The organism is Dactylosporangium sp. CA-092794 (assembly GCF_050948465.1).
Lineage (GTDB): Bacteria > Actinomycetota > Actinomycetes > Mycobacteriales > Micromonosporaceae > Dactylosporangium.
In genome coordinates this window covers 5,371,044-5,385,119 of sequence record NZ_CP192044.1, presented here as the reverse complement: position 1 = coordinate 5,385,119, position 14,076 = coordinate 5,371,044, and the positions used below count along the sequence as shown (strand labels likewise).

The following is a 14,076-nucleotide window of genomic DNA, read 5'->3' as shown; positions in this document are numbered from 1 at the left end:
CTCCTCTTCTTCGGGGCGGGCTCAGAGCCCCCGGGCGAGCAGGTCGGACAGCACGATCCGGCCGAAGGCCAGGTTGCCGTGGATCTCGTCGTTCGGCAGGCAGAAGCGGGGCAGCTGGGTGCGGTCGGGTCCGGCGGTACGTGGTCGCACGTCCACGATCTCCGCCCCGGTCGCGGCGACCGCCTCCCGCACGCACTCCTGCGCGGCGAAGAACACCTCGGGATCGGATTGCCGCGGTACGCGCTGCGGCGGCAGCACCGCGAGGACCCGGACCCCCAGCCCGGTCACGAAGCGGTAGAACGCGATGGCGTCGGCGTTCCAGGCTCGCACGACCGCGGCGAACAGGTCGCTGGTCAGGTAGCCGGGCGGGAACGAGCCATCCGCGCGGCGGTGCGGGTGCCAGTTGTGCCGGGTGGCCACGAAGTGCACGGCGAAACCGAACGTGGCGACCAGGGGGACGGTCAGCTCGCCGAGCGCGCCGGCGCCGGAGTCGGCCAGGAAGCCGCGGTACAGCTTCTCCGCCTCCGGGTCGTGGAAACTGACGTCGGTGCCGGTGGCGCTGAAGAACGACGCGGTGAAGTCGCGCCCCGCACCGAGCGGGCCGCCGCGGAACGGGACCCGCGCCGCCTCGGCCGCCTTGCCCACGGCGGCCGTGTGCGAGTCGCCCAGCAGCAGGAACCTAGCGGGGGCCGTAGTAGTCGAGGAGGATGTCGTCACAGTCGTCCCTTCCGGTCGGTGCGCTGAGCGGACGCGGGCCGGCCGGTGCCCCGGCGAGCGCGGTCATGAAGTGCCGCAGGACGAACGCGACGCCGTCGCCGGTGACGGTGCGCAGGTTGTCGCCGAAGTGCCGGGAGCGGAACGGCAGCCCGGTCATCAGCTCGAAGGCCGGGAAGTAGTCGACGCCGGGATCGTCCAAGGCGAGCTGGCCGGTGGCCGTACGTAGCAGGGACTTGGTGTAGCCGTTGGCGGTGAGCGCGTGCTCGGCGGTCGCGGTGGCGGTCAGCGGCTGCGGGGAGACGGTGAACAGCACGTGCAGGCCCGGGTTGTCGGTGCGCGCCCAGGCGACCGCGGCGGCCAGGTCGGCGTACGCGTCGGCGAAGGTCTGCCGGCGCAGCACGTGCCGCTGCGGGTCGAAGGTGCCGCGGACCGTGCCCGGGCAGGACGGGTAGAACGAGCCGTCGGCCCGGTCCTGCCACGTCTCGATCAGGCCCATGGTGACGATCAGGCAGCCGGCGCCGGCCAGCCCAGCGCGGATCGCGTCCAGGGTGACGGCGCGGGCGGCGTGCACGGCCGCGGGCGAGTCGTGGCCGGCGAGGCGGGGACGGAACGGGTCGTACCAGCGGCCGTCGTGCTCCCAGGCGGTGGCCGGCGGATCGTCGTGCCCGCAGGCCCAGGCGAGCCACTGCCGCAGCATCGCGGGCGTGTAGATGTTGCCGGTGCGGAAGGAGAACTCGCCGTAGCCACCGGCGCGGCGCTGGCTGGCGGTCAGGCCGGGCGGCGGCAGCTCGGTCTCGAACCAGTTCAGGCCCTGGTCGAGCAGGGCCGGGCCGAGGCGGGCGGCGAAGCACGAACCGGCGGTGAGGACGGGCTGGTCCGGATCGACGGCGAAGGCGGGGGTCCACACGTCGGCGATGTCGTCCGGCGACGGCGTCGCGACCGCGGGGCGCCAGAACGAGCGGGCGGGCAGCTTCTCGTACGGGTTCATCCGATGCTCCTGCCGATCTGCTCAGCCCAGGGCGGGCGGACGATGCCGTAGTGGTCGGTGCCCAGAACCACCACCGCGGACGGTGACGGAAGGTGCTCCCGCCAGGCCGCCGGGTCGCCGTGCTCGGCCAGCCACAGCCGGCTGGGCGTGGCGGTGAGCCGGGGCGGCTGGTAGGAGGCCATGGCGGCCAGGTTGGCGCGGCAGCAGCGGGCGAGGCGGTCGGCGTACTCGGTGCCGTGGCCGCCGGTCGATCGCAGCTCGGCCGCGAAGAGCGTACGGAGCGTCTCCTCGTCGTACCCGAGGAATTGGGGTCCTGATCGGGGCGGGGGCGGATCGATCAGGTGCAGCGCGGCGGCGGGTCGGCCGGACCTCTCCGCCTCGGCGGCCATCGCGGCGGCCACCCAGGCGCCGAACGACCAGCCGGCCAGCCGGTGCCGCCAGCGCTCCGGCGGGTAGGCGGCGGCCAGCGCCTCCCGGTAGACGCGGGCGCGCTCGGCGAGCGACCATCCGGGCTCGCGGCCACGCAGGCCGGGGTCGGCGATGAGGCACACGGTCAGGCCGGGGCCCACGGCGGCCACCAGCGATCGGTACGCCTGGATGTCACCGCCGACCGGGTGGATGAGGCAGAGGACGTCGGTGCCGTCGCCGTACTGCCAGACCTCCAGCAGCTCGGGTTCGCCGGCGCCGCCAAGATGTTCGATGATCTCGGCCACGCTGACCCGGTGGCTGAGGTGAGCCAGGTCGAGATCGACGCCCAGGCTCTCCTTGATCACCGCGATCAGGTCGATCAGGGTGAGCGAGTCGGCGCCCAGGTCGTAGAGCGGGGCGTCCGCGTCCAACTGGTCGACGCCCAGCCGTTCGCGCAGGTGGCTGGTGACCAGCTCGGCCGGGTCGGTGATGACGCTGGGCAGCGGCGGCAGTCCGGCCGGGGCGGCGTAGAACCAGCGGGACGCGGCGATGTCCGTGGTGGACACCAGCACCTGCGGCAGGCCCAGGCCCAGGGCGTCGGCGAGGACGCGGCGGCCCTCGGCGACGGTCAGCCCGGTGGCCAGGTGGGCCTCGTGCCGGCTGCCGGTACGCAGCGTCCGGGTGGCCATGCCGACCTCGCGCCAGACGTCCCAGTCGACGGTGATCCGGGTGGCCGGGCCGGGCAGGTGGGCGTACGCGTCGAGCACGCCGGCGGCGGCCGCATAGTCGAGCTGGCCGACGCCGCCGTGCTGCCCGGCCATGGACGAGCAGTACAGGACGAGGCCGGGGTGGAAGCGGATGGCGAGCAGCTCCGCGAGGCGGGCGCCGCGGAGCTTGGCGGCCGTGGCGGCGCGGGCCGCGGCCGGGTCACGGTGGGCGATCAGGGCACCGCTCGCGGTTCCGGCGGCGTGCACGATCGAGGAGAGCGTGCTGGTGTGCCGGGCGACCGTGGCGACCAGCTCGGCCGGGTCGGCGGTCAGGTCGGCGTCGATCAGGCGGACCCGGGCGGCGTGTGCGGCGAGGGCGGGTGGGAGCTGGGGGCGGCGGGACAGCAGCAGGACCTCGGCGCCGGGTTCGGTGAGCAGCCAATCGGCGATCGCGGTGCCGAGGCCGCCGGTGCCGCCGAGGATCAGGTGCACGCCGGGCGGCGGGGCGGCCGGAGTGGGCGAGGCGACCGGGGCGGTGACGCGGTGCCACCAGAAGCCGTCGCGTAGCCCGATCCGGTTGGGGAGGTCGGTGAGGCCGGGACCGGACAGCAGCGCGGCGAGCGGGCCGGCCCAGTCGCCGGCGTCCGGGCCGGGCAGGTCGATCCAGTGCCCGGGCCGGTAGCCCTCCTGCTCGGCGACGGCGACGACACCGGTGAGCAGCGCCAGCGCGGGCTGGGTGACCGGGCCGTCGATCGGGGCGGCACCCCACGACAACCAGACCGCTCGTACGCTGCGGCCGACGCTCGCGCGCAGCAGCGCGGCGGGGGTGTCGAGGCAGGCATGGGCGGCGTCGGCGGTGTCCAGCGGCAGCGCGTGGATCCAGTCGACGTCCTGGTCGCCCACCGTGTCGAGCACCGCGCGGGGATCGGCGTCGTGCACCGGCAGGACCTGGGTGTACGCCTGGGTGAGCGCCCGGAGCAGACTCGGGTCGGCCGGTCCGGTGGTGGCCAGCACGGCAACGCGATCGACGCGGCCGGCCGGACGGTCGGCGGCGCGCCGGAGCCGCACCCAGAGCGGCTGGTGCAGCCATTCGTCCTCGGGCAACCGCGCCGGGCCCGCGACGGCCGTCGCCGGACCGGAGGCGGCGGGTTTGCGGGGGAAGTCGTACTCCGCCAGCGCGAAGGCCGGCGGCGGGAAGTCCCACGGCGGCGGCGCCGGCCGCGCGGCCACGTCCTCCGGCTCCGCTTTCGCACCGTGGGGCTGCGACGTTCGCAGAACGGCGACGGCTTTCGCAGCGCGGGGCGGCGTCGTTTGCAGCAGGGCGACGGCGGTGGCCGTGTCGGCGCATTCGCCGGTGATCGCCCAGTCGCCGCCGGCCCGCCCGGAGCGCAGGTGCCGCAGCACGCGCGGCAGCTCGCCGGGGTGCGTACCGAGGTAACCGGCGATCCGCTCCGCGTCCAGGCGCAGCGCCTCCGGGCTGCTCGCCCGCAGCACCAGCTCGGCGCCGGGCTCCAGGGCCACCGCCGCGGGTTGCGGGGCCGCTTCCAGGACGAGGTGGGCGTTGGTGCCGCCGATGCCGAAGCTGCTGACCGCGGCCGTCCGGGGACGGCCCGGCGGCCAGGGGGTGGCGTGGGCGGGGACGTGGAACGGGCCAGGGTCGATCGCCGGGTTCAACGCGTGGAAGGTGGGTGTCGGCGGGATCAGGCCGTGGTGCAAGCTGAGCACGGCGCGTACCAGGCCGGCCGCGCCGGCCGCCGCGCCCAGGTGGCCGATCTGGCTCTTCACCGAGGACAGCGCGACGCTGGCCGGATCGCCGATGCCGTACGCCTGGCGCAGGGCACCGACCTCGACCGGGTCGCCGAGGCGGGTGCCGGTGCCGTGCGCCTCGACGTACCCGATGTCGGCGCCGGTGCGGCCCGCGCGGCGCAGCGCCTCCTGGATCACGGCGCGCTGGCCGGCCACCGACGGGGCGCTGTAGCTCATCTTGTCCCCGCCGTCGTTGTTCACGGCCGAGCCGGTGATCACCGCGTACACCGTGTCGCCGTCGGCGCGGGCCCGGGACAGCGGTTTGAGCACCACCACGGCCGAGCCGCTGCCGCCGACGGTGCCGCCGGCGTCGTGGCTGAACGGCCGGCACCACCCGTCCGGGGAGAAGATGTGCTGCGGCCGGTAGCGGTAGCCGTCGGTCAAGCTGGCATCGACCAGTACGCCACCCGCCAGCATCACGTCGGCCTCGCCGGTGCGCAGCAGGGCCGCGGCGAGGTGCACGGCGACCAGCGACGTAGAGCAGGCAGACTGCACGGTGAACGCGGGGCCGGTCAGCCCGAGATGGTAGGCGGCCTTCGTGGCCAGGAAGTCCTTGTCGTGGTGCTGGGCGAGCTGGAACTCGTCGGGCAGTTGCTCCGGGTCGCCGTCGCGCAGCATGGCCTGGAAGTAGGTGTTCTCGCCGCAGCCGGCGACCAGGCCGGCCCGGGTGGCGCCGGGCCGGGCGATCCCGGCGTGGGCCAGCGCCTCCACACAGCTCATCAGCAGGTGCCGCTGCTGCGGGTCCATCAGCCGGGCGTCCCTGCGGGAGATGCCGAAGTGCTCCGGGTCGAACGCGAGCAGACCGTCCATCTGGCAGCGGGCCCCGACCAGCCCGTCGGCGGCCGGGAACTCCTCGATGCCGCTGCCGCCGCCGCGGATCAGCTCCCAGAACGACGCGAGGTCGGGCGCGCCCGGCAGCCGCACCGCCATGCCGACGACGGCGATGGGTTCGCCGGCGGCAGGCCGCTCGTCGACCGGCGCTGTACCGGCCGCGGACCGCTCATCGACCGGCGTGGGATCGGCCGCGAGACCGGCCGCCGGATCGGACAGGAAGCCGGCCAGGGCGTCGATCGTGACGTGCTCGAACAGGTCGGCGACGGTGAAACGGAGGCCCAGCTCGGTCGTGCACCGCAGATGGAACCGCATCAGGTCCAGGCTCGACGCCCCGGCGGCGAAGAAGGTGCGGCCGGGACCGGCGACCCGGCCGGTCACCGCGGTGAAGGCCGCGGCGAGCTCGCCCGCCAGCCCGGCCGGAGCCACCGGCGCCGGGGACGCCGGAGCGAGGTCGTGCCCGGGCGCGCGCAACGCCGCCCGCCGGTCGAGCTTGCCGCTGGCCGTCCGGGGCAGCTCGGGCAGCACCCGGAACCGGTCCACCCGGGCGTACGGCGGCAGCAGGCCGGCCAGGTGGGCGGCCAGGCCGGCGGCGTCGACCTCGCGGGAGGCCCGCATCTGCAGGCAGGCGACCAGCCGCCCGGCGTCGCGCGTGACGACGGCCTGGACCACCGCGGGGTGACGCAGCAGCGCGGCCTCCACCTGACCGAGTTCCAGCCGGTGCCCGCTGATCTTGATCTGCTGGTCGTCACGGCCGAGGAAGTGCAGCAGCCCGTCGGCGTCGAAGCGGGCCTGGTCGCCGCTGCGGTAGCACAGGCCGGTGCCGTGCAGCTCGACGAACCGCTCCTCCCGCGGGTCGCCGAGGTAGCACCGGGTGGCCATCACCCCGCCGAGCAGCAGCTCGCCGGGGAACCCGGGCGGCACGGGCAGGCCCGCCGCGTCGGCCACCCGCAGCAGCGCGCCCGCCACCGGCCGGCCGATCGCTGGGCGCTCCGGCCACCCCGCCGGGTCCCCGTCCAGCGTCAGGGCACTGACGACGTGCGTCTCGGTCGGGCCGTAGTGGTTGTGCAGGCGGGCGCCCGGCAGGCCGGCGAACCAGCGGCGGATCGTGTCGGTGACCACCAGCTGCTCCCCCGCGGTCACCACGTCGCGCAGCCGGGGCGGGTGGATGCCGAGGTGGACGCCGTGCTCGGCGAGCAGTTGCAGGGCCACGTACGGCAGGAAAATTCGCTCGATGCCCGCGTCCCGCAGCCGGCCGAGCAGGGCCGGCACGTCCTGCCGCCAGCCGGGCTGGATCAGGTGCAGCGTGCCGCCGCCGCACAGGGTCGTGAAGATCTCCTGGAACGACACGTCGAACGACAGCATCGCGAACTGCTGCGTGACCGCGGGGCCGCCCAGCCCGCCCGGCCCGTCCTGCCACGCCAGCAGATTCGCCAGGGTCGCATCCCCGACCTGGACGCCCTTCGGCTCGCCGGTCGACCCCGACGTGAACAGCGTGTAGAGCGGGCGGTGGGGCGCGACGGGCGGAACCACGTCGTCACCCGCCCGTAGCCGTACCGGATGCCGGGGCAGCTCGACGTCGACCGCGTCGAAAGCCGGGTCGCCGTCCGGCGGCAGCAGCACGCAGCGCGGCCGTGCCTGGGCCAGCACGCGGCGCAACAGCTCGGGCGGGTACGCCGGGTCGAGCGGCACCGCAGTCAGGTTGAGCCGGGCCAGTGCCAGGAGAGCCACCACGTGCTCGACCGACGGCGGCAGGAACAGGGCGACCCGGCCGGCGCCGGGACCGGCCAGCTCGGCGGCGAGCGTGGCGGCATACCGGTCCAGCTCGGCGTAGGTGGCCGCGCCGGCGACGGCGACCGCGTCCGGGGTCCGGGCGACCTGCGCGGCGAAGCTCTCGGCGATCGACCGGATCCCGGCCACCGGCGCCGGGCCGCGCCCGTGGTCCGGCATCCCTCGCCGGACCTCGCGGGCCAGGCCGGCCGGGGTGCCCGAGCCCAGCATCATGTCCATCGCCCCGGTGAACGCCTCGGCCAGCGCGGCCACCTGCCCGGCGTCGACGTGGCTCTCGGCGTACTCCCAGAGGCAGTCGTAGCCGTCCGGCCGCTCGACCACCGACAGCGTGATCGGGCACTTGACCGCCGCCGGGGCGACCCAGCGGGGGCTGACCTCACAGCCCGGCAGTGTCAGAGCCGAGAAGTCGGTGTTCTCCAGCACGAACAGCGCGTCGAAGGGCGTCTCGACGTCGGCGAACGCCACGTCCTGCCGGTCCAGCACCCGGCGGGCGGCGGCGGCGATCCCGGGCAGCTGGAAGCGCAGCTCCTGCCGCGGATCCACGGTCACCGGCAGCGGCACGGTGTTGGCGAACATGCCGACGCCGCCGGCGAACTCGGGCAGCGGGCGGTTCGCCGCCGGCGCGGCCACCCGGGCGGCGGTCACGCCGGTCACCGCGTACAGACTCACGGCGAACGCGGCCAGCAGCAGCGGGAACGGGGTCACCCGCAGCTCGGCGGCGAGCCGGTCGAGGGCCGCGCGGCGGGTGACGTCCACCGTGGACACGAACAGGCCGGCGCCGGTGCTGTCGCGGTTCGGCGGGAGCGGTTCGGCGTCGCCGGACAGGATCGCGCGAAGGCCGGCGCTGCGTTCGGCGTACGCCGGGCTGCCGAACCACTCCTGTTGCCAGGCGGCGTGTTCCAGTGGCGTGTGGACCGGTTCGGTCAGCGGGCGGCCGGCGTACGCGGCGCTGAGGTCGCGGAAGAGGACGTTGAGCGACCAGCCGTCGACCGCGATGTGGTGCAGCCGGAGCCGCAGCTCTCCGTCGCGCCACACGGCCCGGAGCATGCGCGGCTCGGCGAGGTCGAACGGCTCGTCCGGGCCGGGCCACCACGGGTCGTACGGCTCGCCGACCACCTGCCGCAGCCCGTCCGGTGCGGCCACGAAACCGGTGCGCAGCGCGACGTGCCGGGCCACCACCTCGCGCAGGGCCTGCCGGAGCCGGTCCACGTCCACCGGCCCGTCGACGCGGAAGACCAGCGGCACGTGGTAGGCGAGCGGCGCCGACCCGCGCCGGTCGATCAGCCAGAGGCGCTGCTGCTCGCTGGTGGCGAGCCCGCTGATCCGGCCGTCGAGGGCCGGGTACTCGCCGGACCCGGTCGCCGCGGCCAGCTCGCCCAGGTCGCCGTCCAGGATCCGGGCGACCGGCAGGTCCAGGCCCCAGCGGCGGCGTACCTCGTGGCGCAGCCGCAGCGCGCTGAGCGAGTCGCCGCCGACGTCGGTCCACCGGTCGCCCGGCCGCAGATCCGCGACGCCGACGATCTCCGCGGCGACGTCGAGCAGTTCCCGGAGCCGGCCGGTCGCCTCGTCCGGGTCGGACCGCACCCGCCACGGCGGCTCGTCGCGCGACAGCAACGCGGCCGCGTCCACCTTGCCGTTGGCGGTGAGCGGCAGCCGGTCGACCCGCCAGGTGTGGTGCGGATGCATGTAGCCGGGCAGCACCGTGGTGAGGTGCCGCTGATAGCCGGCCGCGTCCAGCGCCGGGTCCGCGACCACGTAGGCGAGCAGCTCGTGGGGACGGTCCGGGGCGGGACGCCGGGCGGTCACGTACGCCTCCCGCACGCCCGCGCACGAGGTGAGGCCCTGCTCGACCTCGCCCGGCTCGACCCGGAACCCGCGGATCTTCACCTGGCGGTCGGCCCGGCCGCCGAACACCAGGTCGCCGTGCTCGTCGAGGCGCGCCAGGTCGCCGGTGCGGTACCAGCGGACGCCGTCGCGCCACACGAACCGCTCGGCGGTCTCGGCCGGTCGCCCGCGATAGCCGGCGGCCAGGCCGTCGCCGGCCAGCCACAGCTCCCCCGCGTCGTCCAGCCGGGTGGCGGTGCCCGGCACCGGCCGGCCGAGCGGCACCACGTCGCCGGCGAAGTCGCGCGGGACCGGGTGCCACAGCGCGAAGGTGGTCGACTCGGTCGGGCCGTACACGTTGTAGAGGGCGCCGCGCGGGTTGTCCCGGAGCCAGCCGCGGACCAGCGCGGTGTTGGTCGCCTCGCCGCCGAACAGCACCCGGCGCACCGTGCCGAGGCAGTGCGGGGCGGTCACGGCCAGCGTGTTGAACAGCGCGGTGGTCAGGAACATCGTGCCGACGTCGTGCCGGCGCAGCGCGGCGCCGAGCGCGTCCGGGTCGCGGACCGCCGCCTCGTCGAGCACCACGACGCAGCCGCCGGTGAGCAGCGGCACCCACACCTCGAAGCTGATCGCGTCGAAGGCCGGGTTGGCCAGGCAGGCGTACCGCTCGCCGGCCGGCAGCTCGAGCCAGCCGGGCCGGGCCAGCCGGGCGATGCCGGCCTCGCCGACTTCGACACCCTTGGGCCCGCCGGTGGTGCCGGAGGTGAAGAAGAGGAAGGCGACCGGCACGCCAGCGGCGAACAGCGGCCGTGGCTCGCCGGCCAGCAGCGCGCCCACGTTGTCGCCGGTGATCTCGAGGACCACGCCGGCGTCGGAGAGCATGGCCGCGCGGCGCTCCGGCGGGCTCTGCGCGTCGACCGGCACCACGCACGCGCCGACCCGCAGGATGCCGAGCATCACCGCGATCAGGTCGGCCGAGCGGGGCAGCCGCACCGCGACCGCCTCGCCGGGGCGGATGCCGCGGGCGCTCAGCGCCGACGCCACCGCGGCGCCGGCCCGGTCCAGGTCGCGGTAGCTGACGGTACGACCGCCGTCGACGACCGCCGGCGCGTCGGGCGTACGGGAAGCCTGCTCGTGGATCCTCCGGGCGAGCATCAGCGCTCTGCGGTGGTCAGGGCGGCCAGCTCCGCGGTCAGCGTGCGGGCCACCAGTGGCAGATCGTCGCTCTCCAGCATGTCCCAGTGCTCGCAGCCGGCGAGCACCACACGGAACCCGCCGCCGGCCCGCCGCTGCCAGAACGGGCTCGTCGCGGGATTGCGGCCCTTGCCGGTCGCCTCGATCAGGACCACCGGCACCGCCGACGGCAGCGGCTGGTAGGCCCGCGAGGCCGTCCGGTTGTGGTTGTAGACGAGGTGGTAGCGCTCGATCTGCGCGTCGTCGATGCCCGGGTACATGCCGTTGAACCGGACCAGCTTCGCGCGGAACTCGGCGGTGTCCACCGTCGTGGGCTCGGCCAGCATCATCGCGTCGTCGGTGGCCTGGGTGTCCAGCAGCACCACGCGCACCGTGTCGTGGCCGCGGGCGACGAGTTCCCGGCCCATCTCGTAGGCGATCAGCCCGCCGAGCGACAGTCCGCAGAGCACCAGCGGCTCCCCCGGCCGCGCATCGACCAGCCGCAGGTACTGCTCGGCCATCGCCTCGATCGAGGGCAGCAGGGCCTCCCCCGGGTCGAGGCCGGGCGACTGGACGCCGAGCACCCCGGCACGCTGCGGCAGCAGGGTGCTGAGCGGGAGATAGCAGAACGCCGTGCCGCCGGCCGGATGCACGCACACGACGCGTCCCCGGCCGGTGTCCGCACGCAGCTCGACGAGGCTGCCGGCCGTGCCCGCGGCGCGGCCCCGGCGGATCCGCGCGCCGAGCGCCTCGATGGTGGGATGCGCGATGAACTCACGGATCGGCAGCCGCTCGCCGAACTCCCGCTCGATCTCGTGTGCCGCCCGGATGGCCGATATGGAGGTACCGCCGACGTCGAAGAAGCTGTCGCTGACACCGATGCGCGGATGCAGCAACAGCCCGCTCCAGATGCGGTGCAGCGCCATCTCGACCTGATCGCGGGGCGCCTCGGTGTTCACCGGGCCGCCGGTGACGGTGGCTGTGCCGGCCCGCTCCAGCACGGCGGCCCGGTCCAGTTTGCCGCTGGCGTTGAGCGGCAGCGCCTCGTACTCGAGCAGCACGGCCGGGATCATGTAGTCGGGCACGTGCTCGCCGAGCCGGTGCCGCCAGTCCGGCGGAGCCTGTCCGGCGACGGCCGCCACCAGCCGCGGTTCGGTGCCGGTCCGGTCGGTCAGCACCACGCCGCCGGTGACGCCGGGCAGCGTGCGCAGGGCGGCCTCGGCCTCGGCCGGCTCGATCCGGAAGCCGCGCAGCTTGAGCTGGTCGTCGCGACGCCCGGCGAAGGAGAGCAGGCCGCCGGGCAGCCAGCGCGCGAGGTCACCGGTGCGGTAGAGGCGTTCACCGCGGCCGTACGGGTCGGCGACGAAGCGCTCGGCCGTCAGGTCCGGCCGGTTCAGGTAGCCCCGGGCCAGGGACACGCCGCCGAGGTAGATCTCGCCGACGACGCCCGGCGGGACCGGGTGCAGCCGCTCGTCGAGCAGGCGGATGCGGATGCCCGGCAGCGGGCGGCCGATCGGGCACGGCCGGTCGACGTCGGCGAAGTCGTCGAGTTCGGTGCAGTAGACGGTGGCCTCGGTCGGGCCGTAGGTGAAACGGATCTCCAGCCCGGGCAGCGCGGTGCGGATCCGGTGCAGCGCCGACTCGGTCAGCGACTCCACCCCGGTGTGTACCTGCCGCAGGACCAGCCCGCGCAGGCGTTCGGCCGGGTCCTCGGCGATCCAGCGCAGGTAGGCCGGCGGCAGGAAACCGTGCACCACCCGGTGTGCGGCCAGCCACGCCATCAGCTCCCGCGGGTCACGGCGGATCTCCTCGGGCACCAGGTGCAGCTCGGCGCCCATGGTCAGCGGCAGCAGCAGCTCGTGCACGGACGCGTCGAAGCCGATGGCCGCCCACGCCGAGGCCGGCTCCCCGGGCGTCGCCGGATACCGGGCCAGCCATTGGTCGAGCAGGTTCAGCAGGCCGCCGTGCCGGACCGCCACACCTTTCGGCCGCCCGGTCGACCCCGACGTGAAGATCACATAGGCGAGGTCGTCGAGCCCGGACGCGACCCGGGGCGCGGTTTCCGGCACGTCGGCGGCATGTACCTCGGCCATGGCGACCGCATTGTCGAGCACGCCCGGCGCATCGCTGACCACCAGCGCCGGCCGGCCGTCGGCGACCATCGCGGCCAGCCGGGCGGCCGGCTGCGTCGGGTCCAGCGGAAGCCAGGCGGCACCCGCCTTCAGCACGCCGAGGATCATGACCACCAGGTCGGCCGTGCGGCCGGCGTGGATCCCGACGACGTCGCCCGGGCCCACGCCGAGCCGGGCGAGCGCATGGGCCGCCCGGTTCGCTCGCCGGTCCAGGCCGGCGTACGTGAGCCGGTCCTCGCCGGCGACCACCGCGACGGCCGACGGCCGGACGCGGGTCTGCTCCTCGATCCGCCCGACCACCGAGCCCGTCGGCGACGCCGGCGCGCCCTCGCCCCAGGTGCGCAGCACCGTGTCGGCCTCGGCCGGCGACATGATCGGCAGGTCCGCCAGCGGCCGCTCCGGCTCGGCGGCCATCCCGGTGAGCAGCCGGACGTAGTAGCCGGCCCAGCGCTGCACGGTGACCCGGTCGAACAGCGCGGTCGCGTACTCCAGCCGCGCGGTGATCAGGCCGGCCACCACCTCGGCCGTCAGCGTCAGGTCGACCTTGGCCGACACCCACGGCGCCGGGATCCGCTCCACCCGCGCGCCGGGCAGCTCGAGCCATCCGTCGAAGGTGACCATCGACCCGCACATCGTCTGGTAGATCGGCGCGAGTCCGCGGTGGCGGGGCGGGTTGACCGCCTCCACCACGCGCTCGAACGGCAGCGTCGAGCGGCGCAGGCTCGCCCGCAGCCGGGTGCTCACCCGGGTCACGGCCTCGGCGACCGGCGGCGCGCCGGACAGGTCGGCTCGGATGGCGAGCGTGTTGATGACGAACCCGATCACGTCGGCGACCTCGGGGGTGCGCCGGTTCGCGACCGGAATGCCGACGACGATGTCGTCGGTGCCGCTCAGCCGGGACAGCAGCGCCGCCCAGCCGGTCAGCAGGACCGCGTAGAGCGTCGCGCCGCACCGCTCGGCCAGCCCGGCCAGCCCGGCGGAGAGCCCGGCGTCAAGGGCGACCGTGACCTGGTCGCCGGTGTGGTCCGGCACGGCCGGGCGCCGACGGTCGGCCGGCAGCTCCAGCCGCGGCGGTGCGCCGTGCAGGTTGCGCGCCCACCAGGCCGCCTGCTCCCGCTGTTCGGGGCCGGTCAGCCAGGCGTGCTGGCGGTCGACCCATTCGCGGTACGGCGACGCCGGCTCGGCGATCGGGCCGATGTAGAGCCGGCCGAGGTCGCGCAGCATGATCTGGCGCGACCACCCGTCGGACATGATGTGGTGCAGGATGATGATGAGCACGTGGTGCTCCGGCCCGAGCGTGACGAGCCGGGCCCGGGTGAGCGGGCCGGTGGCCAGGTCGGTCACGGTCCAGGCGTCCTGCCGCAGCAGTTCGGCGACCTGCCGCTCGGGGTCGGGGTGGTCGCGCAGGTCGGTGCGGCTGAGCGGAAATCCGCTGTCCGGCGGGTCGATCACCTGCACGGGCTCGCCGTCGACGCCGGTGACGATGCGGGTCCGCAGCCCCTCGTGCCGGGCGAGCAGGTCGTCGAACGCCCGGCCCAGCCGGGCCGGGTCGAGCGGCCCGCGGATCCGCAGCGCGAACGGTTCGTTGTAGACGAAGCTCGGGCCCTGCTGGTCGAGGGCCCACAGTTGCCGCTGCCCGGCCGACAGCGGCGCGGTCACGGCAAGGCTCGGATGGGCGGACAAGGACGCCTCCCTTCAG

The 14,076-nt window shown here is 75.2% G+C and carries 4 protein-coding genes; all 4 read right to left on the bottom strand.

The genetic code is table 11. The annotated features are described in order from the left end of the window. Window positions 1–21 precede the first annotated feature (21 nt). Genes ACQPXD_RS23130 through ACQPXD_RS23115 form a run of 4 tightly spaced genes read right to left on the bottom strand, consistent with a single transcriptional unit; the run spans window position 22 to window position 14,060 of the window. Window positions 22–645: a hypothetical protein gene (locus ACQPXD_RS23130; protein WP_432841805.1), complete on the bottom strand. Its 624-nt coding sequence runs from the start codon at window positions 643–645 to the stop codon at window positions 22–24. Between the two features lie 34 nt (window positions 646–679). Then, the gene (locus ACQPXD_RS23125; RefSeq protein WP_432841803.1) at window positions 680–1,705 is read right to left on the bottom strand and encodes a GSCFA domain-containing protein; all 1,026 of its coding nucleotides are present in this window, start codon (window positions 1,703–1,705) and stop codon (window positions 680–682) included. Beyond that, on the bottom strand, window positions 1,702–10,227 hold the full coding sequence (locus ACQPXD_RS23120) for an SDR family NAD(P)-dependent oxidoreductase (protein WP_432841801.1): 8,526 nt from the start codon (window positions 10,225–10,227) through the stop codon (window positions 1,702–1,704). Before ACQPXD_RS23120 ends, ACQPXD_RS23125 begins: the two co-directional genes overlap by 4 nt. Then, a complete protein-coding gene (locus ACQPXD_RS23115) occupies window positions 10,227–14,060 on the bottom strand; it encodes a non-ribosomal peptide synthetase (RefSeq protein WP_432841799.1) in 3,834 nt (1,277 codons plus the stop codon). Before ACQPXD_RS23115 ends, ACQPXD_RS23120 begins: the two co-directional genes overlap by 1 nt. Between the last annotated feature and the right edge of the window lie 16 nt (window positions 14,061–14,076).

Excerpts from the sequence above, each read along its gene's own strand:
- ACQPXD_RS23125 (WP_432841803.1), bottom strand. The coding sequence starts at position 1,705 with ATGAACCCGTACGAGAAGCTGCCCGCCCGCTCGTTCTGGCGCCCCGCG.
- ACQPXD_RS23120 (WP_432841801.1), bottom strand. The coding sequence starts at position 10,227 with ATGCTCGCCCGGAGGATCCACGAGCAGGCTTCCCGTACGCCCGACGCG.